Origin of the sequence: Kitasatospora sp. NPDC101447 (assembly GCF_044767225.1) — a bacterium.
In the GTDB taxonomy this organism is placed as follows: domain Bacteria; phylum Actinomycetota; class Actinomycetes; order Streptomycetales; family Streptomycetaceae; genus Kitasatospora.
Window position 1 is genome coordinate 150,299 of the sequence record NZ_JBIWNL010000006.1, and the last position, 20,256, is coordinate 170,554.

13 protein-coding genes are annotated in these 20,256 nt (G+C 75.2%); 6 read left to right on the forward strand and 7 right to left on the reverse strand.

What is annotated here, in order from left to right:
• Positions 1–1,089, reverse strand: coding sequence for an ABC transporter substrate-binding protein (locus ACIRST_RS11600; RefSeq protein ID WP_350519080.1), 1,089 nt, complete (start codon positions 1,087–1,089; stop codon positions 1–3).
• A gap of 143 nt (positions 1,090–1,232) precedes the next feature.
• On the opposite strand from ACIRST_RS11600, the gene ACIRST_RS11605 reads away from it, so the two are divergent.
• Positions 1,233–2,063 carry a helical backbone metal receptor gene (locus ACIRST_RS11605; protein ID WP_402801871.1) on the forward strand — a complete coding sequence of 277 codons (831 nt, stop codon included), beginning with the start codon at positions 1,233–1,235 and terminating at the stop codon, positions 2,061–2,063.
• A gap of 94 nt (positions 2,064–2,157) precedes the next feature.
• On the opposite strand, the gene ACIRST_RS11610 is transcribed toward ACIRST_RS11605, so the two are convergent.
• From ACIRST_RS11610 to ACIRST_RS11620, 3 genes are all read right to left on the reverse strand, one after another.
• Entirely contained in the window at positions 2,158–4,464 is a 2,307-nt protein-coding gene (locus ACIRST_RS11610; protein WP_402801873.1) for a hypothetical protein, read from the reverse strand.
• 204 nt (positions 4,465–4,668) lie between these two features.
• Positions 4,669–6,255, reverse strand: a complete 1,587-nt coding sequence (locus tag ACIRST_RS11615; RefSeq protein WP_402802173.1) for a lipase maturation factor family protein — start codon at positions 6,253–6,255, stop codon at positions 4,669–4,671.
• Between the two features lie 416 nt (positions 6,256–6,671).
• A complete protein-coding gene (locus ACIRST_RS11620) occupies positions 6,672–7,748 on the reverse strand; it encodes a GAF domain-containing protein (protein ID WP_350519083.1) in 1,077 nt (358 codons plus the stop codon).
• A gap of 422 nt (positions 7,749–8,170) precedes the next feature.
• Here ACIRST_RS11620 and ACIRST_RS11625 point away from each other — a divergent pair, with 422 nt between their 5' ends.
• The 5 genes from ACIRST_RS11625 to ACIRST_RS11645 all read left to right on the forward strand — a co-directional run bounded on the left by ACIRST_RS11625 (position 8,171) and on the right by ACIRST_RS11645 (position 13,793).
• Positions 8,171–9,439, forward strand: a complete 1,269-nt coding sequence (locus ACIRST_RS11625; protein ID WP_396547472.1) for an acyl-CoA dehydrogenase family protein — start codon at positions 8,171–8,173, stop codon at positions 9,437–9,439.
• Positions 9,440–9,911: 472 nt separating this feature from the next.
• Positions 9,912–12,212, forward strand: coding sequence for an ATP-binding protein (locus ACIRST_RS11630; RefSeq protein WP_402801876.1), 2,301 nt, complete (start codon positions 9,912–9,914; stop codon positions 12,210–12,212).
• Positions 12,212–12,643: a roadblock/LC7 domain-containing protein gene (locus tag ACIRST_RS11635; protein WP_350519085.1), complete on the forward strand. Its 432-nt coding sequence runs from the start codon at positions 12,212–12,214 to the stop codon at positions 12,641–12,643. The genes ACIRST_RS11630 and ACIRST_RS11635 overlap by 1 nt, the downstream gene beginning before the upstream one ends.
• On the forward strand, positions 12,640–13,023 hold the full coding sequence (locus ACIRST_RS11640) for a DUF742 domain-containing protein (protein WP_396547468.1): 384 nt from the start codon (positions 12,640–12,642) through the stop codon (positions 13,021–13,023). The genes ACIRST_RS11635 and ACIRST_RS11640 overlap by 4 nt, the downstream gene beginning before the upstream one ends.
• A 194-nt stretch (positions 13,024–13,217) precedes the next feature.
• Positions 13,218–13,793, forward strand: coding sequence for a GTP-binding protein (locus ACIRST_RS11645; RefSeq protein WP_402801877.1), 576 nt, complete (start codon positions 13,218–13,220; stop codon positions 13,791–13,793).
• 178 nt (positions 13,794–13,971) lie between these two features.
• On the opposite strand, the gene ACIRST_RS11650 is transcribed toward ACIRST_RS11645, so the two are convergent.
• The 3 genes from ACIRST_RS11650 to ACIRST_RS11660 all read right to left on the reverse strand — a co-directional run bounded on the left by ACIRST_RS11650 (position 13,972) and on the right by ACIRST_RS11660 (position 20,254).
• On the reverse strand, positions 13,972–14,424 hold the full coding sequence (locus ACIRST_RS11650; RefSeq protein WP_350519088.1) for a MarR family transcriptional regulator: 453 nt from the start codon (positions 14,422–14,424) through the stop codon (positions 13,972–13,974).
• 104 nt (positions 14,425–14,528) lie between these two features.
• A complete protein-coding gene (locus tag ACIRST_RS11655) occupies positions 14,529–16,472 on the reverse strand; it encodes a hypothetical protein (RefSeq protein WP_402801879.1) in 1,944 nt (647 codons plus the stop codon).
• Positions 16,469–20,254 carry a DUF5682 family protein gene (locus ACIRST_RS11660; protein WP_402801881.1) on the reverse strand — a complete coding sequence of 1,262 codons (3,786 nt, stop codon included), beginning with the start codon at positions 20,252–20,254 and terminating at the stop codon, positions 16,469–16,471. The genes ACIRST_RS11655 and ACIRST_RS11660 overlap by 4 nt, the downstream gene beginning before the upstream one ends.
• Between the last annotated feature and the right edge of the window lie 2 nt (positions 20,255–20,256).

Genomic DNA, 20,256 nt, shown 5'->3' on the forward strand with positions numbered 1-20,256 from the left:
CTACTGGCCGTTCTTGACGAGGTCGGGGTGGACGGTCGCGGCGATCTGCCGGACGGCGTCCGCGTTGCGCACACCCGCGATGGTGGTCACCTCCGAGCCGAGGCGGACGAAGTGCCCCTCCTGGACGGCCTTCAGGCCCTGGGTCGCGGGGAAGCTCCTGAGGAACGCCTCGGCGTCGTCGAAGGCCTTGCGGGTGGCCTCCTCACTGCCCCGGTTGCGGACGGCGAGCTGGATCCAGTCCGGGTTCTTGGCGACGACGTCCTCCCAGGAGCCGGGCTTGAAGTCGGCGTCGCAGTCGGCGAACACGTTGCGCGCCCCGGCCTGGGTGATCACCGCGTTGGCGACCTGCCGGCCGCAGACCGCCACCGGCTGCTTGGTGCCCGCGTCGAAGTCGAAGACGAAGTAGCTCGGCCGCTGCCCCTCCGGCACGGCGGCGAGCGCGGTGCGCACCTCGCCGATCTGCCGCTCCATCCCGGCCACCAGTTCCTCCGCCCGGGCCGAGGTGCCGGTGACGGCGCCGAGCCGGCGGATGTCGTCCTCGATCCCCGCGAGGTCGGTGCGCGGCGCCTTGGCCGCCTTCGGGGTCCCGGCGCAGGCGGTGGAGAGCAGGTAGACGTGCTGGATGCCGGCCGCCGCGTACTCCTCCTCGCTCGGCCCGGTGGCGCCCCCGCCCATCATCGGCATCGCGCTGAAGGTGTCCACGTAGAGGTCGGCGCCGGAGCCGAGCAGCTTCTCCTTGGGGATCACCTTCTCCCCCAGAACCGGCACCTTGGCGCCCTGGTCGGCGAGGTCCGCCGGCAGGGTGCCCTTGCCGGGCGGGAAGCCCGTCCCGATCACCCGGTCGCCGGCACCGAGCCGGAGCAGCATCTCCAGGCTCGACGCGTTGCTGGTGACGATCTTCGTCGGCGCCTTGGCGACGACGGTCTCCTTGCCCGCGCAGTCCGCGACCTTCACCGGGTAGGCGCCGGCCGGGGCCGCCTGGGCCGCGGCGGTGACGGAGGCACCCTGCGGGCCCCCGCCCCCGCTTCCGCAGGCCGTGGCGAACAGGGCGACGGCGGCCGCGATTCCGCAGACAACGCGTGGGCGCATGACAACTCTCCTGGTCGGTGGTCCGTGCTCGGGCCCGTGCAGCGGACCCGGACCAGGTAGTCGGACGCCCCGGGCACCGGGTTCCCGGGAATCCACCGGAAAGGGCGCCACCGCCCTCCGCAGCACGGACGTAGGCTGACCGGATGGCCGACCCCACCGCCCCGCGCGACGACCTCGACCTCCCCGTCCGGCTCGGGTCGCGCCCACCCCGCCGCGTGGTCTCCCTGGTGCCCTCGCTGACCGAGGCGGTCGCCGCCACCGCGCCCGGACTGCTGGTCGGCGCCACCGACTGGTGCACCCACCCCGCCGAGCTCGCCGTCACCCGGATCGGCGGCACCAAGAACCCCGACGTCCCCGGTGTCCTCGCGCTCGAACCCGACCTCGTCATCGCCAACGACGAGGAGAACCGGCGCCCCGACCTGGACGCGCTGCGGGCGGCGGGCGTCCCCGTCTGGGTCACCGACATCCGCACGCTGGACGACGCCTTCCGGTCCCTGGACCGGCTGCTCACCGTCGCCTGCCGACTGCCGCGCCCCGGCTGGCTGGACGAGGCGGAGGCGGCCTGGGCGCCGCCCGGACCGAGCCCCGACGACGCCGAGAGCTCCGACATCTCCGAAGGCCCGACGGCGGTCGTGCCGATCTGGCGCCGCCCGTGGATGGTCCTCGGCCGCGACACCTTCGCCGGGGACCTGCTGCGCCGCCTGGGCCTGCGGCTCGTCCACGCCGACCACCCCGAGCGCTACCCCGCCGTCCCGCTGCCCGAACTGCTCGACTGTCGAGCAGAGTTGGTGGTCCTGCCGGACGAGCCGTACCGCTTCACCGCCGAGGACGGCCCCGAGGCCTTCCCCGGCACGCCGGTCGCACTGGTCAGCGGGCGACACCTGACCTGGTACGGGCCGTCCCTCGTCACCGCACCGGCCGTCCTGCGGCAGGCGATCGCCCACCCGTTCACACCAGGCGCGGCCGACGCCTGACGGACGGAGATCCGCCCGGCACCGCGGGACCGCCGACGACATGGAAGAGCCCGGGACGCGAAATCGCGTCCCGGGCCCTGTGGGGCAGGCGAGGTCAGCCGCGTGCGGCGGTGACGGCGGCGCCCAGCGCCTCCTTGATACGGGGGCCGAGACGGGCGAAGCCCAGCTCCTTCATGGCCGCGCGCAGCAGCTCCTCGTCACTCCGCTCGACGCCGTCGCCGTCCACCCACCGCACGACGGCGAGCAGCTCGTCGGCCGAGTAGGCGGTCACGGGACGACCGGGCGTGAATTCCGGCTTCACTCGACCGGCAGCGGGCTCGGCCTCGGGCTCGACCTCGGGTGCGGCCTCGGGTGCGGCCTCGGGCTCGGCCGCGGAGGTCTCCGCCTCGACGACGGGCTCCTCGACGGCCGGCTCCTCGACGACGACCTCGGCAGCGGGCTCCTCGGCCACGACCTCGGCCACCGGGTCGGCCTCGGCAACGTCCTCAGCAGCCACGGCCACCTCGGCGACGGGCTCCTCAACGACGGCCTCGGGCTCGGCCTCAGCCTCGGGCTCGGCCTCGACAACCGGCTCCTCGGCGACGGGCTCCTCGACAGCGGCCTCGGGCTCGACCTCGGCAACGGCCTCCTCGGCGACAACCTCGGTCACCGGCTCAGCCTCGGCAACGTCCTCCTCGGCCACCGGCTCAGCCAGCGCGGCCTCGGCCTCGACGACCGGCTCCTCGGCGACGACCTCGGCCACCGGCTCAGCCTCGGCGACATCGTCAGCAGCCACGGCCACCTCGACAGCCGGCTCCTCGACAGCGGCCTCGGGCTCGACCTCGACCTCAGCCTCTACCTCGGCCTCGGGCTCGGGCTCGGGCTCGGCCACCAGGGCCTCCGCCTCGACGGCGGGCTCCTCGATGACGGCTTCGGTCTCCGTCACGTCGGCCTCGGCGGCGGGCTCCTCGACCTCGACGGCCGACTCCGCGTCCTCGGCCGCCGTCTCCTCCACCGCTGCGACCTCGGCCAGGGCGGCCGTCGCCGCGGCGACCAGGTCGTCGGCGGCCGGGGACGGGGCCGGGAGGGAGACCACGGCAACCGGGGTCTCTTCCGTCAGCTCCTCCGCGGCAGCCGTCTCGACGGCGGCGGCGTCCGTGTCGGAGTCCGAGCCCGACACCGCCTCAACACCGGTCTCAGCCTCGGTCACGTCCTCGACCTCAGCCTCGGCCTCGGCCTCGACGTCGACAGCCGCATCGACCTCGACGGTCTCCCCGGCGGGAGCGGTCACCGGGGCCGGGACCTCCTCCACGAGACCGTCCCGCTGCCCACCGGCGAGCGCCTGACGCGCAAGCGCTTCAGCGTCGGCCTCGGCACCGGCCTCGGTCTCGGTCTCGGCAGCCGATTCCTCGAACGCCGACTCTTCGACCGCCGACTCCTCGACCGTCGGCTCCTCGGCGACGGTCTTCTCCGCCAGCCCGTCCCGCTGCCCGCCCGCGAGCGCCTGGCGGGCCGAGTACGCGGCCTCGGCGGCGCGGCGGTCGGCCTTGGCGGCGGCGAGTTCGGTGAGCAGTTCGCCGAGACCGGCCTCCTCCAGCGTGGCGCGCAGGCCGCGGATGGTGGGGAGGCGGTAGAGGGTGCCCTCGTCGGCCGCGAGCCGCTCGACCAGGTCGATGAGCTCGGCGAAGGGCAGCCCGTCCAGGTCGTGGTCGGGCAGGAGGCGGGAGAGCTCGCGCAGGCCGGTGTTGATCGCCTCGAAGGCCTGGGCGGTGCGGTCGATGAGGGCGCCGTCGGCGGGCGCCACCGGGAGGCTGCCGGCCGGGGCGAGGGCGGCCCAGGCGCGGCGCTCGATCTCGGCGGAAGTGAGCGCCTCGTGCAGGTCCTCGCGGCGGACGCGCCGGTCGGTGGCGAGGGCGGCGGCCTGCTTGCGCAGCGAGCGGCCGCGCAGCCAGGAGAGCTTGACGCCGTTCTCGCGGCGCCAGGCGCTGTCGGCGGTGGCGGCGGCGAGGGCGCCGAGGTCGGCGTCGTACGCGGCGGTGGTGAGGGTGGCGGAGGTGCGGTGCACCCGCTGGAGCATCTCGACGAGGAGCGCGGTCTTGGCGACGGTGTCCGGCTCGTCGAGCTTGACCTCGGCGGCCAGGGCGGTGACGGCCTCCCAGGTCTGCTGCAGGTCGCTGCCGCGCAGCTCGGCGAGCGCGGTGGAGGCGGCGCGGGCGTCCTCCGGGGTGGCGACGGTGTCGACGGCCGCGTACCAGGCGTGGGTGTCGGCGGTGAGGGTGAAGGCCCCGAGTTCGGCGTAGCGGCCGAGGTCCTCGCGGAGGTCGGGCTCCGCGGCGGCGTCCTGGGGGTCCTTGACGTCTGCGGCGTCGGCGACGTCCGCCGGGTCGGCTGCGTCGGCGTTGCGCGAGTGAAGCACTGTCATGTGAGGTCCGGTTCTGGGCGACGACGGCGGGGCTGGCGGCGAGGGGCGGCGGACCGGTTGCGCGGGGGTGCCCCGGGGAGGGGCGAGGGGGCGCGCGGGCGGGCTGCCGGTGTGGAGGCCCAGAATACGGGTGCCCGTTCGAGCCATGCACGCACCCACCGCCCCGACGGGCCGGTGTCGTGTGCCATACCGCCCGCCCGGCCGCTACTCGGGGGACCCTCCCGGGTGGTCCGGCGCTGGTCCGGACGGGTGTCCCGGCCTCCGAACGGCGGACGGACCGGGGCGGCGGCCGGGCCGTCGCAGCCGTTCCAGCGGGACCTCGCGGACGCCGCGGCGCGGCCGGCCGAGCGGTGGCCGGTACCCGGCGCGGCCGAGGGCGGGCAGGTCGACCGGCGCGAGGTACTCGCTCAGAGCGGTGCGGCGCCACCACGCGCCGGTTTCCCGCAGTTCGCGCCAATCGGTGAACCGGTAGAGGTAGAGGGTCGCCCGGACGTGGGTCGGTGGGGCGTCCGGAAAGGGGTTGTGGCGCAGCAGCCGGAGCGTGGCCGGGTCGCCGGCGAGCAGGCGGGCGACGAGGGGCAGGAACCAGGGGCGGGCGTAGCCGGGCGAGATGCCGGCGAACCACATCAGCCAGTCCAGCCGCAGGTGGTAGGGGGCGTACTGACGGGGCAGGCGGCGCACGTCGCCGGGTTTGCCCTTGAAGCCGTACTCCCGCCACACGGTGCGCGGGGTGAGGACCGCCTCGTCGGTGCCCTCGACCACGACCTCCTGGCGCAGGCGGTTGACGCTGCCGAAGGCGCCGTAGGTGTTGACGAGGTGGAGGCGGTTGAAGGAGCGGTTCATGACCTGGCCGCGGGAGACCATGTTCCGCACCGGCCAGTAGCTGAGGACGACGACGGCCGCGGTCAGCGCGATCACCAGCGCCTCGTACCAGAGCGGGGTGCCGGGGTAGGCGCGGGCGTGGACGGGCAGGCCGAGGCGGGCGGGTTCCACGGCGGCGATGGCCAGGGTCACGGTGAGCCAGTTGAGCCAGGCGAAGTTGCCGGAGGCGATCAGCCACAGCTGGGTGGCGATGACGGCGCAGGCCGCGTAGCTCGCGACCGGCTGCGGGAGCAGCAGGGCGAGCGGTACGACGAGTTGGACGAAGTGGTTGGCGGCGACCTCGACCCGGTGCAGCGGGTCGGGCAGGTGATGGAAGAACCAGCTGAGCGGTCCGGGCATCGGCTGGGTCTCGTGGTGGTAGCGGAGGCAGGTCAGGTCGCGCCAGCAGCTGTCGCCGCGCAGTTTGATCAGTCCGGCGCCGAACTCGACGCGGAGGACCAGCCAGCGCATCAGCCACAGCACCGGGGCGGGCGGTGCGGTGTCGGCGTTGCCCAGGAAGGCGGCGAGGAAGCCGGCTTCCAGCAGCAGGGACTCCCACCCGAAGGAGTACCAGGTCTGCCCGACGTTGACGATGGAGAGGTAGAGGGTCCACAGCACGGCCCAGAGGAGGATCGAGGCCCAGAGCGGCACCGCGTCGCCGAGCCCGGCCGTGACGGCGGCGGCGAGGGCGGCCCCGCTCCAGGCGACGGCGGCGAAGAAGCGGTCGCTGTAGTGGAGGTGGAAGAGGCCGGGTGACTGCCGGAAGGAGACGCGCGCGGTGAAGCGGGGCACCGGCAGCATGCCGTGCTCGCCGATGAGGGCGCGGAACTGCGCGGCGGCGTTGAGGAATCCGATCAGGTAGAGCGCGGCGAGCAGGCGTTGGACGAGCAGCCGGCTCAGCCAGTAGTCGGGGGCGGCGAACCAGTCCATGCGGCCCATGCCTACCACCGCCGTCCGGCGGGCGGGCCCGGCCGGGGCGCGGGCGGCGGACGGTTCACCCGCTCGGCCCGGCCGGGGCGCGCGGCGCCGCGGGTGGCGGAGTTCCGGCGGTACCGGGACGGCACTGTGGCGGGGAGCCTCTCATCGGGGGTGAGAGGCGCCCCGCCACGGTGGTGGGTGGTGCGGGTGGCGATGACGGCGCGGATGGTGCGGATGGTGCAAGTCGCGCAAGTCACGCAAGTGGTACGAGCAGTACGACTGGTGGACGGACTGTGCGTAGTGCCTGTCGTGCGGGGGACGTGGGTGATGCGGGTGATGCGGATGATGCGGGCCAACCGGCCCGCACGGACGGATCGGGCGGTTCGGGCGCGGGCCTCGATGCCGCACGCGGGCGACCGGTCGGCGGCTCAGCCCGGAAGGACGAGTCCGGCTCCGCCGGCGATGCCCGGACGGCCGGTCGCGGTCGCGGCGCCGTTCTGCTGCAGCCGGTCAACCAGCAGCGCGGCCAGCGTGCCGAGTTCCTCCTCCGTGCGGGACTGTGCGGTGACGTCCATGCCGACGGTGAGGACACCGTTGACCTGGCCGGTGCGCGCGGCCCGCAGCGGGGTGCAGGTGAAGCTGAAGATCTGCTGGATGCGCTGGGCGTCGGGGCTGGTCGACTGCACCCGGACGTCGTTGAGGACGGTGGTGCGGCCGGTGCGGTACGCCTCCGAGACGGCCTGCTGCAGGCCGGCCACGCCGAGTTGCGGGTAGGCCTGACCGATCGCGCCGTACGCCACCGGGGCACCGAAGGCGTTGGCGTGCTGGGCGTTGGCGTAGCGGATCTCCTGGCCGGGGCCGTCGGTGAGCATGATGGGGAACGGGGAGCCGTCGAAGGCGGCGAACATCTCCTGCTGCTGGGCGAGCAGGTTGTCGCGCAGCCGGATCTCGGAGAGCAGCGCCTCGGCGAGGTGCTGGATGTCGCGCAGCCGCTCGCGGCCCCACTGCCGGGGTTCCCGGTCGAGGACGCAGACGGTGCCGATGACGGTGTTGGTGTCGTCGACGAGCGGGGCGCCGAGGTAGGCCCGGACGCCGAGTTCGTCCACGACGGGGTTACCGGCGAACCGGGGGTAGGCGAGGATGTCGTCCAGCGCGAGGGGCGAGCGCTGGGCGACCACGTGCGGGCAGAAGCCGTGGCTCATCGGCATCTGACGGGTCGGAAGGTCGAAGGCGATGCCCCGGTCCGCCCACGAAGCTCCCTCTTCGGCCGCGATCTCGGCCGAGTTTGGCGGAATGTAGAGCCCCCGGAACATCTGGCGCTCGTCGTTGATGAAGTTGACCATCGCGATGGGAGCGCGGGTGATGCTGGCTGCCAGGTGCGCGAAGCGGTCGAAGGCCTCGTCCGCGGACGGTTCGTTCAGACCCAGGCTGCGCAGCCTGCGGGTCCGCTCGGACTCCCCGGCGGCACCCGGGAACTGGCCTTGAGTGCTCATCACATCAGTCATGGCGCACATGTAATCAGACATCCGGGCCCTTCGGTGCTACCGGTACCGGTCACCAGCGTTGCTGATGCACAGTCAAAGCCGCATGTGAACGGGCGCTCAGCCGGGTTGCGAGGAGGGGAAAGATCATTCCCCTACCCACATGGGAACGAAACCCGTGAGTAACTACGACGCGCCGAATCTCGCCATTCCAAGATCAACTAGCTGTGAAGGGGGTGTTCACATATGACAATGAGCCCTGCCGGAGACACGGACGGTATTCCTCTCCCCCCGGGAAACCGCGCCAGGGTCCGCATGCACCGATTGCAAGGGAGCGATCGGCCGCCACACCTCCACACCCCCACCCGATATCCCCGGGGCGCGGCCGGAGCGGCATCGACGGCATGAACGGAGGCACGACACCCACTGGAACGAGAGGACCAAGCATGGCTATGGACTACTTCACCGACGAGCGACACGAGAGCCTCCGGGCGGAGGTCCGTGAGTTCGCGGAGAAGGAGGTGCGTCCGCAGGTCGCCAGAATGGAGGCCGACCGGGAGGTCGAGTTCGAGCTCTCCCGGGAGATCGCCCGCCGCGGCTGGATCGGCGTGACCATCCCCAAGGAGTTCGGCGGCCTGGGGCTGGGCCACCTGGCCAAGACCATCATCGTGGAGGAACTCGCCCGCGTCAGCGGCGCGATGGGCGCCATGGCGCAGGCCTCCCAGCTCGGCGTCGCCAAGGTCATCCACTTCGGCTCGGACGCGCAGCGGCGCGAGTGGCTGCCGAAGTTCGCCTCGGGCGAGTCCCTGCCGACCATCGCGGTCACCGAGCCGGAGTCGGGCGGGCACGTGCTCGGCATGGCCGGCACCGCCCGCCGCGAGGGCGACGAGTACGTGATCAACGGCCGCAAGTGGTTCGTCGGCAACTCCCACATCGGCGACGTGCACGGTGTGGTCTTCCGCACCGACAAGGGCAGCGGGGGGCTCTCCGCCTTCCTGGTCGAGAGCGACCGGCCGGGCTTCCGCACCGGCACGCTCGGCACCCAGGGCGGCCTGCACGGCTTCAGCTTCGGCGAGCTGATATTCGAGGACTGCCGCATCCCGGTCGGCAACCGGCTGGGCGAGGAGGGGCAGGGCCTGGACGTCGCCTACTCCTCCTCCACCCTCTACGGCCGCCTCAACCTGGGCGCCGTGGCGCTCGGCATCCACGTCGCGATCGTCGAGGACGTCGTGCGCTACGCCGAGGAGCGCGTCCTGTACGGCAAGCCGCTCAACCAGCTGAACAGCGTCGCGCTGAAGCTGGGCGAGCTGCAGTCCAAGCTGATGACCGCCAAGCTGGCCGCGTACCACGCCTCGCACCTGCTGGACAACGGCAAGCCGTGCGACGCCGAGCTGATGAACGCCAAGCTCATCAACACCGAGTACGCGATGGACTCGGCTCGCAGCGCGATGGAGATCCTGGCCGCCCGCGGCACCCAGGAGGAGTTCAACATCATCCGCTACCTGCGCGACGCGACCCACATCTACGCCCCGGCCGGCACCTCTGACGTCCAGAAGCTCCGGCTCGGGCAGGTCGCCTCGGGCACCTACGGCAAGCAGTGGTCGGCCGAGCTGTCCGACCTGGCGAGCTGGGCGTGGACCGAGCTGAACCAGCTGGAGGCCGAGGGCCGCGACGAGAAGGACGGACGGGTGGTGCCGATCTCGCTGGCGGGCTGATCACCGGTACCGGTCCGGGCACCCCCCGCACCTGACCGGGCTGATCAGCGGCACCCGACCTCCGGCCAGGGCCCGGCCGGGACAGACGGTGACGATCCTTCAGCATACGATCGTTTGACCTGTTCCTGACGGCTCTCCGGGAAGCGCACCCCGCCTCCCGGAGGGCCGTCCGCATGTCACGACGAAGGCGCTGAGCTGCGGCGATCCGTCGGCGAACGCTCCGGTCGCCGAGAACCTCCCGGGTCATCAGCCGTTCACATATCGTCAGTTGATGTTGCGATGAGGCCACCTGGGACTGATAGGTTTCCTGCCGTCGGCGGCCGTGGCTGTACACCGCCCGGACGGTGACACCGCGTCACCCCGTCCGGCGGCCCCGGCCTCGGCGCCCTGAAGCCCGCCCGGGCCGCACGGGCCGATCCGTCGTTCGGACCCGCGACCCGGCCTGCAACTCGGCCCTGCAACAAGGAATCAGATGCCAGGCATATCGGCCCCCCGCACGGGCCACCGCGCCGGCCGGTCCGGCTCCCTCCGCAGCTCGCTCCTCGCCCTCGTGCTGGTCCCCAGCCTGGGCCTCGCCGCAGCCTGGGGCTACGCCGCCTACCTGCTGCGCGACGCCGGAAACCGCACCGCGCTGCTGATCGGCACCGCCGTCGTCGCCGTGGTCCTGCTGTTCAGCCTCATTCGCGGCATCCGGGCCGCCCGGGTGCTGTCCGGCCGCCTCTCCGGGCTGCGCGCCGACACCCTCGCGCTCGCCCAGCAGGAGATCCCCGAGGTGGTCGGGCGACTGCGCGCCGGCGAGCCGGTGCCCACCCCGCCCGCCTGGGCGCCCTCCCGCCGGATCGGCGACGAGGTCCAGCAGACCGCCGACGGCCTCGCCGCCGTCCGCCAGGCCGCCGTCGCCGCCATCGTCCACCAGGCCCAGGGCCGCGAGGGGACGAAGAAGGTCTTCCTCAACATCGCCCGCCGCACCCAGATCCTGATCCACCGCCAGATCAGCATGCTGGACGCGCTGGAGCGCGAGCACGAGGAACCCGAGCTGCTGCGCGAGCTGTTCGCGGTCGACCACCTGGCCACCCGGATGCGGCGCAACGCCGAGAACCTGGTCATCCTCGGCGGCGCGCTGCCCGCCCGCCGTTGGCGCAACGCCGTTCCCATGGTCAACGTGCTGCGCAGCGCCGTCTCCGAGACCGAGAACTACGCCCGCGTCGTCGTCCAGGGCGTGCCGCGCGCCTCGCTCAGCGGACAGGCCGTCGCCGACGTCATTCACCTGATCGCCGAGCTGATCGAGAACGGCACCACCTTCTCCCCGCCGTACACCCAGGTGCAGGTCTCCGCGCAGGAGGTACCCAAGGGCCTGGCGGTCGAGGTCGAGGACCGCGGCCTCGGCATGGGCGAGGAGGAGTACGAGCGGCTCAACGAGTACCTGGCCAACCCGCCGGAGCTGGACGTCTCCGCGCTCGGCGACGACCTGCGCCTCGGCCTGTTCGTCGTCGCGCGGCTGGCCGCCCGGCACGACATCCAGGTCACCCTGCGGCCCTCGCCGTACGGCGGCACCCGGGCCGTGGTGCTGGTGCCCTCGGCCCTGCTGGAGCAGGCCGAACAGCCGGCCGCGGTGCCCGGACTGCCGTCCGGCGCACGCGTCACCCGCACCCCGGTGCCGGACGCCCGGGCGACGGCGGACGGCGACCTCGGGGAGGTCGACGAGGAGCTCTCGGGCGCGCTCGCCGGAGTGCTCAGCGGACTGCTGGGCAACGGGCCGACCGGACCCACCGGGCCGGCCTCCCCGGAGACCGGGCTCGACGGTGCTCCGGGAACGACCACCGGGGCCGTCGCGGGCGACGGCACCGTGATCGCCGGCGAGCTGGTCGACCCGCGACCCGCGGACGGCGGCCGCGCGGACGGCCACCTGCCGGACGGCGGTCTCCTCGACGGTGGACTGATCGACGGCGGGCTGCTGGAGGGCGGTCTGCTGGACAGCGGGCTGATCGACGGCGGACTCCTCGACGGCGGGCCGCGGGACGGTGCTCCTGCGGCACCGGCCAACGGCGGTCTGCCCGTCGGCGCCCGGATCCCCGGACTGCCCGGTGCCGTGGTCGTCCCGAGGCCCGCCCTGCCGCGCCCGTACGACGTCCCCGGCGGCGCGGGTGGCGACGTCCCCGCGGACGCCCTCGCCGAGGGCCCGTCGGCGGGCCACTACGGCGCGGAGCTCGTGGGCGAGCCGGCCGCGGCGCCCTTCGACCCGGCGCCGTTCGACCCGGCGCCCTTCGACCCGGCGCCGTTCGACCCGGCGCCCGCCGACCACTCCGTGACGACCCACGAACGCCCGCAGGAGGACCGCGTGGAGCACGGCCCGGACGGCGAACTGCGCACCCCGCGGGTCCTGCCGCAGCGGGTCCGCAACGCCAGCCTCGCCGAGCAGCTCCGCGAGGCCAACGCGCCCGGCGCCCTGCTCCCGCCGTCTCTCGGCCACACCGGCCATGCGGGCCCCGCCGGCGCCGTCCGACCTGCCGCGCCGGGCACCCCGGCGGCTCCGGCCGCCCCGCTCGCGCCCCGGTACGGCGGTGCCGAAGCCGACGCCGAAGCCGAGGACCCGTCACCGCAGCGCTCCCGCGCCACCATGGCCGCCATCCAGCGCGGCACCCGGACCGCCCGCGCGGCCGCCACCGAACCGGGCGCCCCGGCCTCCCCGGCGCCCGCCGCCCCCCGCACCCCGGCCGCACCTTCCGCCGCTCAGGAAGCCTCCGCCGCTCAGGAAGCCAAGGAACAGCAGTGATGACGCAGCACACCGAAACCCAGCGCGACCTCAACTGGCTGCTGGACCAGCTGGTCGCACGGGTCCCCGAGACCCGGCACGCCATCGTCCTCTCGGAGGACGGCCTGCTGGTCGGCATGTCCCAGGGCCTCGACCGGGCCGACGCCGAGCACCTGTCCGCCGTCGCCTCCGGCCTGCAGAGCCTCGCCCGCGGCGCCGGGCACCGCTTCAACGGCGGACGGGTCCGGCAGACCGTGGTCGAGATGGACCAGCTGTTCCTGTTCGTCACCACCGCCGGGCAGGGCGCCCGGCTCGCCGTCCTGACCAGCGAGCAGGTGGACGCCGGACTGATGGCCTACGAGATCAACATGCTGGTCAAGCAGGTCGGCCAGTACCTCACCGCGGCGCCGCGCAGCGATGCCGGCCAGGTCGGCGTGGGTGGCGGTGCGTGACCACCGCCGACACCGACGAGGGCTGGTTCTACGACAAGGACGCCGGCCATCTGGTCCGCCCCTACGCGATCACCAACGGGCGCACCGGGCCGGTCCGTGACGGCTTCGCACTGATCACCCTGGTGGTCACCGCCGACCCGCGCACCGACACCACCCGGCTCTCGCCCGAACCGGCCGCGATCATCGACCTGTGCCGCGAACGCCCGCTGGCCGTGGCCGAGATCGCGGCCACCCTCGACCTGCCGGTCAGCGTGGTCAAGGTGCTGCTGGACGACCTGGCCGAGGCCCGGCTGATCCTCACCCGTGCCCCGGTCCAGCTCGCCGAAGCGCCCGACATCTCGCTGATCCAGGCCGTGATCGAGGGAGTCCGCAGACTCTGAGGGGCGGTGCCCCCGCCGCGGCCGTACCGACGGCCGGCGGGGGCACCGCCCGACGCGGCTCCGGTCGCGCCGACGGCCCGGTTCCCCGGTCGGCTCCGGTCGGCTCCCGTCAACCCGGGCGGCCCGGCCGGCCCCAGGCGGACCGGCTGCCCCAGTTGCCCCCGCTCTCCCAGTTCCCTTCCAGGAGACCCGAATTGACGACCAAGAGCCTGGTGCCCGGCGCGGTCAAGATCCTCGTCGCCGGCGGCTTCGGCGTCGGTAAGACCACCATGGTCGGCTCGGTCAGCGAGATCGAACCGCTGCAGACCGAGGAACGGATGACCCGCGCCAGCATCGGGGTCGACAGCCTCGACGGCATCCAGGACAAGTCCACCACCACGGTGGCCATGGACTTCGGGCGGATCACCGTCCGCGAGGACCTGGTGCTCTACCTCTTCGGCACGCCGGGCCAGTTCCGCTTCTGGTTCATGTGGGACGACCTGGCGCTCGGCGCCCTCGGGGCGATCATCCTCGCCGACACCCGACGGCTCGAATCCAGCTTCGCCGCCGTGGACTTCTTCGAGCAGCGCGGCATCCCGTTCGCGATCGGCGTCAACTGCTTCCACGGCCGCCGCGACGCCACCCCCGACGAGGTGCGCCGCGCCCTCGACCTCGGGCCGGAGGTCCCGGTCGTGCTGTGCGACGTCCGGGAGCGGGCGTCCAGCAAGGAACTGCTGCTCGCGCTGCTCGACCAGGTGCACCGCAACGCCCTGGCCTCCGGGCGGCGGTGACGGCGGTCGCCCGCCCCGCGGGCGGCCCTGGCTGCGCGTTCCGCTACGGACGTACCGGCCGCTGCGGCCGCGCGGGTGGCCGTGGCCGTACGGGTGGCCGTAGCGGTACGGGTGGCCGTGGCCATGCCGTCGGCCGCGGGCTGCGCGGGCGGTCGGTCCCGACTGCGGAGCCGTGCGGCTAGGCGTGCGCCGGGTCGAGCTCGGCGAGCGAGCCCACCAGCGGAGCGAGCTCGGGGACCTCGGTGGCCCGGGCCAGGGTCGCCTCCAGGACGGCGTCGTGCACGGGCCGGGCGACCGCCAGCAGGTCGCGGCCCGCCGGCGTCAGCTCGGTGTAGATGCCGCGCCGGTCGTCCGCGCAGAGGTAACGGCCCAGCAGGCCCCGGTCCTCCAGCCGGCTGACCAGCCGGGTGGTCGCGCTGCTGCTGAGCGCCGCCGCGCGGGCCAGCTGCTGCATCCGCATGTGCCAGCCGTCCTGGCGCGAGAGCGCCTCCAGCACGGTGTACTCGACCACCGAGAGCTTGCACTCGGCCTGGAGCGCCTTCTCCAGCGCGGTGTCGATCATGCCGTGCAGGGCGGCGAGCGTGCGCCAGCCGCGGGCCCGGATCTCGGCCGCGTCGTCCCGGATCCCCATGGCGCGCCGTCCTTTCCGCTGCACCGCGTGGTCGGTGCCTCCTGGGCGACAAGTATGCCAGTCAGCGCGGATTACCGGTCCCTGCAAGCAGTTCGGCCGATGGCTCACCCCTCCCCGGTCCAGGCCGCCGCGCAGAGCGCCGTGGCCAGCTCCTCCGTGTACCAGGCAGCCGCCAGCCAGGCGGCGGCGAAGGCGTCATGGTCGTCCACGACGACCCGACCGAACACGTCACGCCGCTGGTCGGCCGCGGCGGCCCGCAGGCCGTCCAGCAGCTCGGCGGCGGTGGTCAGCCCGGCGGCGCGCAGCAGGCCCCGGTCGGCCGCCGCCGTGGCCCCGCTCGGGCCGAGGGCGTGCCGGCCGGTGGTGACCGTCTGCTCCACCCGCCGGCCGAGCACGTGCACGGGCGGACCGTACGGCGCGGGGGCGTCGGAGCGCTCGGGAGCCGTACGGTCCGTCACGCCGGGGAGCGCGTCGGCGGTCGGAGGGTCCGTCGCCATGGGGACGGTGAGGTCGGCGGTCTGCAGGCGTTCGAGGCCGAGGTTGACCCGGCCCGCGCCGTCGGCCACGGCCAGCGGGTCGGGCGCCTGCGGCGGCGTGCCGATCGCGAGCAGACGCAGCTCCGCGCGGTCCGTGCGTTCCAGCCGGCCGACCACCCGCAGCCGCAGGCCGGGCACGGTGGCGAGCAGCGCGAGGTTCGCCCGGAACGGCAGGTCGGGGTGCTCGTGCGCCGCGCGCAGGGCGATCACCGGCCCGTCCTCCGCGCACCGCGCCAACAGCTGCGGCGCCCCGCCCGGCCCGGTGGGGGCCGGGCCCAGCAGGGTGACGTCCAGGAAGAGCAGGTCGCTCCCGGCCGACCGGCTCTCGTACGGGAGGTCCTGCGCCGCGAGCGCCCGTGCCACCTGGGCCGCTGCGGGTTCGGCCCAGAGCCGGGCCGCCGGCTCGGCCGTCCACGCCGCGCCCGCCGCGCGGACGGCCCGGACGGCGGCGCCGGCCCCCAGCCGCCCGGAGGCGGACCGGGTCGCGCCCTGGACGACCAGCCCGGCGCGGCTGAACTCGCGGTGGCTGAGCGCGGCGTCGCCCAGCCGGACCGTCCGGTTGCCGGCCCCGACCGCCTGCGGGGCGGCCGCCGCCGCGTCGTCGTGCGGCATGACCTCGGCGATCGTGCTGAGGCGCCCGTCCGCGTCCACCGCCCAACTGACCGCGCCCGCGTGGGTCGCCGTCAGCACCGGCTCGGCGAACAGTCCGTAGAGCCGCAGGCCGCCCTCCTCCCGGTAGGCCTGGCGCGCGGTGCCGCGCAGCTCGGCGACCGGGCCGACGCCCGCGGTCAGCGCGGTGGTGAGGCCGAGCAGCTCGCGAAGGCCGGCCACCAGGTCCGCCAGCCGGTGGTCGGGCGCGCCGGTCCGGGCCGCCCGGATACCGGTCACCACGGCGACGGCCGCGGCGGCCGGTCGGTGCAGGCCGGCGAGCCGGGCCCGGTGGCCGGCGCGCAGGAGTTCGGCCTGGGCGACGGCGCCCGCACCGCTCACCCCGGCGGCGAGGACGGCGGTCGCGGCCCGGTGGAGGTGGCGGGCGGCGTCGAGCTCGGCGGTGGTGAGCGGGGTGAGGGGGGTGACGGGGGCCTGCGGTTCGACAGGCGCCGGGCCTGCGGGCGCGGCTCCGGCCGGGGCGGGTGTCCCGGGCTGTCCGGGTGTCCCGGGCTGTTCGGTCGTCCCGGTCGTCCCGGGCGGCTCCTCCTCCGCGGTCGGCTCGGCAAGCGGGCAGAGGGTGACGGCCGCGGCCCGGTGCACGCAGGCCGGGGCGAGCAGGCAGCCGCAGCGGACGTCCGCCTGGTCGGCGACCGTACCGCCCGGCGCGTGCAGGACGAGCACCGTCTCCTCGTCCACCTCCACCCGCCACTCGTCGCCCTCGCGGGCCACCGGACGCTCCGCCAGCTTCGCCGCCGCACCGTCCAGCCGTTTCTGCAGCCGGGCGCTCAGCCCCGCCACCACCTCGGCGACCACCTCCGGCCGCACACCCGGCCAGTCACTCGTCCGCGCAATCACGCTCATCGCACCTTCTCCCCCACCCAGCGGGCCAGTTCCAGCGGGCTCAACGCCGCCACGGGCATTCCGGCCGCGACCAACCGGCTCGCGACCGCCTTCGAGTAGCGGGCCGTCCCGGTGTCGTCCAGCGCCGCGCAACCCAGCAGGTGCACACCGGAGTCCACCAGCGCCCGGGTCTGCGCCAGCAGCCCGGCCACCGGCCCGCCCTCCTCGAAGTCGCTGACCACCGCGACCAGCGTGCGGGACGGCACCGTCACCAGCTCCCGCGCGTAGCGCAGGCCGCTCGCGATGCTGGTACCGCCGCCGATCCGCACCTCCAGCAGCAGGCTCAACGGATCCTCGACGCGCTCCGTGAGGTCGACCACCTCGGTGGAGAACGCGACGAAGTGGGTGCTCAGCGAGGGCACCCCGGCCAGGATCGAGGCCGTCAGCGCCGCCCAGACCGTGGAGGCCTCCATCGATCCGGAGACGTCGACGACCAGGATCAGCCGCCAGTCGTTGGCCTGGCGCGCCCTCGTCCGGAACACCGGGCGCTCGGGCACGATCAGGGTGCCGCCGTCGGGCGAGGGACGGGCGGTGGCCAGGTTGGCCCGGATGGTCCGGTCCAGGTCCAGCCCGCCGCCCGGCCGCCGGGACGGGCGCGGTACCGCGATCCCGGTCAGTGCCGGGCGCAGCGTGGTCGCCAGCTGCCGGGTCAGCTCGTCCACCAGCCGCCGCACCAGCGGGCGCAGCCGCGCCAGCCGGGCCTCGGGCAGGCCGCCCGCGTGCTCCAGGACGGTGCGCAGCAGGTCGACGGACGGGCGCACGGCGGACGGGTCGATCGCCTCCAGGACGTCGGTGCGGCCCTGCGCGACGGCGGTGGCCAGCACCTCCTCCCGCAGGCCCGGTCCGAACAGCGACTCCAGTTCCTCGGCCCACTCCCGCACGCCGGGGTAGGGGGCCTCGCGGCCGCCCCGGCCGCCCCGGCTCTCCAGTCCGGGGCCGGAGCCCTCGCCGTGCCCGCTGCCGTACAACTCGTCCAGGGCGGTGGCGATTCGGGCGCTCCGGCCGCTCAGGCCGCCGCTGCCGGGGCGGCCGAGGAGCAGCCGCCAGCGGTCGGCGGGGGCGAGGGTGTGCCGGGCCGGGTCACCCACGGGGGTGGGCCCCGGCGCGTGGGCCCGCTCGGCGTCCCGCTCGGGGTCCGCCTCGGGGGTCGCCTCGGGGACCGGCGGCGCCGCCGGCAGCAGGCCGCGGCGGGCCAGCGCGGAGCGGGCCGCGAGGTCCGCCCGCACCCAGCCGGCGACCACGGCGGGGCCGGCCTCCTCCGGCAACGCGGTGAGGCGGGTGCCCAGGCGCTCCTCGACCAGGGCCAGCAGCCGGTCGCGGGCGGCCGGGCTGAGCGTGTCGAAGCCGCCGCGCAGCGCGGGTAGCCGGTCCAGGAAGGCGTCGTCGGGCAGCGAGGTGACCCGCTCCAGCACCGGCTCCAGCGCTTCGGGAGCGGAGTCGAACAGTCCCTCCGCCGCCGTCAGCAACCCGACCAGCGCCCGGGCGAGCGCGTGCCGCGCCTCCGGGCCGGTCGCGCCGTCGACCCAGGAGGCCGCCCGGCCGCCCAGCTCCCCGGCCGCGTCCTGCCCGAGCAGCACCCGCACCGCGCCGGCCGCGCCCCGCACCAACGGGCTCCCCCGCTCGGCGAGTTCGGCCAGCACGTACGCCAGCCGCACCCCGCCCAGCCGGTCCGCCCGCCGCACGAGTTCCACCAGCGCCCGGGCGTCCTGCGGGTCGTCGGACCCGCCCAGCCCCTCCAACTGCCGTACGGCAGCGACCGTCAGGACCTCCCCGGCGGCTGCCAGGGGGGCGGCCGAGAGCGGCTCGACCGGGAGGGGGGAGGAGGATCCGGACTCCTGGGCGCGATCGGCGTCGACCGCGCCACCGGAGGGCTCGGACTCCCCCGACGGACCGGCGGTCGTCGCCTCGGCCAGGGTCCGCGGAAGCGCAGCTCCGCCCGGCGCAGGGGTGGCCGCCGCCGGTGCCGTCCCCTCGCTCGGGGCGCAGCCCGGGAAGTGGCCGGCGGCGAGGCGGTCCAGGAGGGAGAGGGCGTCGAGGAGGTCGGGGAGGGTGGCCGAGGTGGGGAGGGTGGTGGTGAGTTGGGTGAGGCGGGTCGCGGTGAGGGTGGGGAGGGCGCAGGAGGCCGCGGCGGTGAGGCCGTCGATGATCTCGCGCGGGGACGGGTCGGCGGTGAGGCGGCTGCGCAGGGCGCCTTCGGCGGCCTGCGCAGGGGTGACGCCCCGGGTGCCGGCGACGGTGAGCATGGCGGCGGTGGCGGGCGTCCAGTGGAGGTTCCAGCGGGTGCCGAGGGCTTCGGTGCCGCCGGCGCCGGTGGTGGCGACGGGCTCGGCGTAGGGGACGTCGCAGGCGGTGAGGCGGTGGAGGAGGATCTCGCGGCGGCGGTCGAGGGGGCTGCGCAGCGGGTCGAGGCGCAGGTCGCGCGGGCCGGGGTCGCCGGGGCCGGGGAGGCCGAGGTCGGCGAGGAGGGTCTCGACGGCGGGGGCGAGCCCGCTGCGCGGGGCGGCGGGGGTGGGACGGCCGGTGCGGGTGCCGATCAGGACCTGTTCGAGGGCGCGGGCGACGGCCCGGCCGCGGCCGAGGGGTTCGCCCTGGGCGAGGACGGTCTGCACCGCCTCGACCAGTTCGCCGCGGCCGGGGGCGGCGTGGCCGCGCAGCCGGGCGAGGTCGCCGGCCAGGCGGACGATCTCGCGGGCGTCCGCCGGGCCGCTGGGGTGGTCCTGGGCGCGCAGGGCGGCGCAGATCCGGACGGCGGTGGTGGTGAGTGCCTCGGCGAGCCGTTCGGGGTCGCCGCCGGCGTCGAGGACGGTGTGCTGCCACTCCGGGTCGCGGATGCCCGCCGGGTAGCCGGAGCGGGCGTCGAGCAGCGGGTAGGTGTAGGGGATCAGGGACAGGACGTGGCCGGGGTCGTCGGGCGTCGCTTCGTCGGCGGCGACCGGCCCGTCCAGCAGGGCGGGGGCGTGGAAGGCGCCGATGACGGCGGCGATCCGGCGCCCGCCGGCCGAGGCGGCGCGGATGCGGGCGCGCATCCAGGCCTCGCGGCGCAGGTCGTACGGGTCGACGCCGGGACCGGTCTCGGCGTCGTGGCGCAGCGCCCAGCCCACGAGCAGGGCGGCGCGCCGGACGGCCTCCGGGCTGGAACCGGGGGCGGCGGTCTCGACCAGGCGGTCCCACAGGTCCTCGTCGGAGTCCCGGCCGGTGAGGCGGTGGCGCAGCGCGTCGGCGACGCCGGGCGCACCGGCCGTGCCGGGCTCGGCGGCACCGGGCTCGGCGGTACCGGGCTCGGCGGCAGTGGGCTCGGCGGTACCGGGCCGGCCTGCCGCGGCCCGGGCGGAGCGGTGGGCGAGCGGGAGGTCACAGGCGATGGCCTCCACGCCGTTGCGCCGGGCCCACCGCAGGGCGGCGAGTTCCGGGGAGAAGTCGGCGAAGGGGTAGAAGGCGGGCCCGCCCGCCTCCTCGGGCCCGGCCGGGGCGGCCGCGAGGGCGACCGGGGCTTCGGTCGCCTCGTCGGCGAGCCAGTCGAGCCAGGGTTGGAACTCGGCGGGCAGTTCGACCAGGACCGCCTCCGGCCGGGCGGCGTCGAGCAGCGCGGGGACGGCCGCGCTGAGGGACGGCGCGTGGTGGCGCACGCCGATCAGGTAGGGCCCCGGTCGGCCGGTGCCGGAGGCGGCCAGCCGGTCGGCCTCGGTCCGGACCGTCCGGTCCGCGTCGTCCGGGGCCGGTGTCACCGCGCTGCTCGTGCTCATCG

What these genes read in the sequence shown, in the direction of transcription:
- ACIRST_RS11600 (WP_350519080.1), bottom strand. Translation starts at nt 1,089, where the DNA reads ATGCGCCCACGCGTTGTCTGCGGAATCGCGGCCGCCGTCGCCCTGTTC.
- ACIRST_RS11605 (WP_402801871.1), top strand. Translation starts at nt 1,233, where the DNA reads ATGGCCGACCCCACCGCCCCGCGCGACGACCTCGACCTCCCCGTCCGG.
- ACIRST_RS11610 (WP_402801873.1), bottom strand. Translation starts at nt 4,464, where the DNA reads ATGACAGTGCTTCACTCGCGCAACGCCGACGCAGCCGACCCGGCGGAC.
- ACIRST_RS11615 (WP_402802173.1), bottom strand. Translation starts at nt 6,255, where the DNA reads ATGGACTGGTTCGCCGCCCCCGACTACTGGCTGAGCCGGCTGCTCGTC.
- ACIRST_RS11620 (WP_350519083.1), bottom strand. Translation starts at nt 7,748, where the DNA reads ATGACTGATGTGATGAGCACTCAAGGCCAGTTCCCGGGTGCCGCCGGG.
- ACIRST_RS11625 (WP_396547472.1), top strand. Translation starts at nt 8,171, where the DNA reads ATGGCTATGGACTACTTCACCGACGAGCGACACGAGAGCCTCCGGGCG.
- ACIRST_RS11630 (WP_402801876.1), top strand. Translation starts at nt 9,912, where the DNA reads ATGCCAGGCATATCGGCCCCCCGCACGGGCCACCGCGCCGGCCGGTCC.
- ACIRST_RS11635 (WP_350519085.1), top strand. Translation starts at nt 12,212, where the DNA reads ATGACGCAGCACACCGAAACCCAGCGCGACCTCAACTGGCTGCTGGAC.
- ACIRST_RS11650 (WP_350519088.1), bottom strand. Translation starts at nt 14,424, where the DNA reads ATGGGGATCCGGGACGACGCGGCCGAGATCCGGGCCCGCGGCTGGCGC.
- ACIRST_RS11655 (WP_402801879.1), bottom strand. Translation starts at nt 16,472, where the DNA reads ATGAGCGTGATTGCGCGGACGAGTGACTGGCCGGGTGTGCGGCCGGAG.
- ACIRST_RS11660 (WP_402801881.1), bottom strand. Translation starts at nt 20,254, where the DNA reads ATGAGCACGAGCAGCGCGGTGACACCGGCCCCGGACGACGCGGACCGG.